The sequence below is a fragment of the Salicola sp. AFF1 genome, from assembly GCF_056783195.1.
On record NZ_JBXAYL010000109.1, the window covers coordinates 1 to 877 of the forward strand.

At 58.3% G+C, this 877-nt stretch carries 1 protein-coding gene; it reads left to right on the forward strand.

The features are described from left to right. Window positions 1–712: IS1380 family transposase (locus AC1RQI_RS16950; RefSeq protein WP_481905789.1), on the forward strand; the 712-nt coding region annotated here is incomplete at its 5' end. Window positions 713–877 lie beyond the last annotated feature (165 nt).

The following is an 877-nucleotide window of genomic DNA, read 5'->3' on the forward strand; positions in this document are numbered from 1 at the left end:
CCGCCACAGCTGGGCGATCCTGGCCCTGCTGGTGCGCTTTATCCGCCAGTACTGGCCCGATACCCGGATCGTGTTCCGCGCCGATGCCGGCTTCTATCGCCCCAGGCTGCTCGAATGGTGTGACCGCCATAACGTGGATTACCTGGTCGGGATCAGCAAAAACAGCAAACTGCTCAAAGAAGTTCGCGAGTCCATGGAGCGATTACAGGTCGATCACCAACAAAGCGGTGAGAAAGTGAGCGAGGTTTACCGCTTCACGTATCAAGCCAAAAGCTGGCGCCGGCCTCGCTGGATCATCGCCAGGTTGGAGCATGGTGAACTCGGCGCCAACCCGCGCTTTATCATCAGCTCGCGATATGACGATGGCGTCAAGCTCTACTACGAGCAGTATTGTGCCCGTGGTGACATGGAAAACCGCATCAAGGACCAGCAGCTGGATCTGTTCGCCGATCGCTCATCGAGTACCGGCTGGTGGGCCAACCAGTGGCGCCTGCTGCTGTCGGGCTTTGCCTACACGCTGTTCGAGCGCCTGCGGCGCCACCTTCACAATACCGGTTTTGAGCGCATGAGCATCCACAACCTGCGATTGAAGCTGATCAAGGTCGCAGCGGTGGTGATCCGCAACACCCGTCGCATCAAACTGATGATCAGCGAGCACTATCCCTGGAAGGATGAACTCAGTCAGCTGGTCGGACGGCTTGTTCCGACATAGACACATCGGGCGCCCCCGGCCCGAACCAATGGGGGAAAGGGGGGAGTGTATCCAAAATCGGCCCAGCGATCAGAATCTGATCAACTATGACCGCTGCGAGCCTTGCCCGGAGCCACTACACTGGCAGAAACGCCGTCTTCGGCCATTCATGAGAAATTCGGGCTA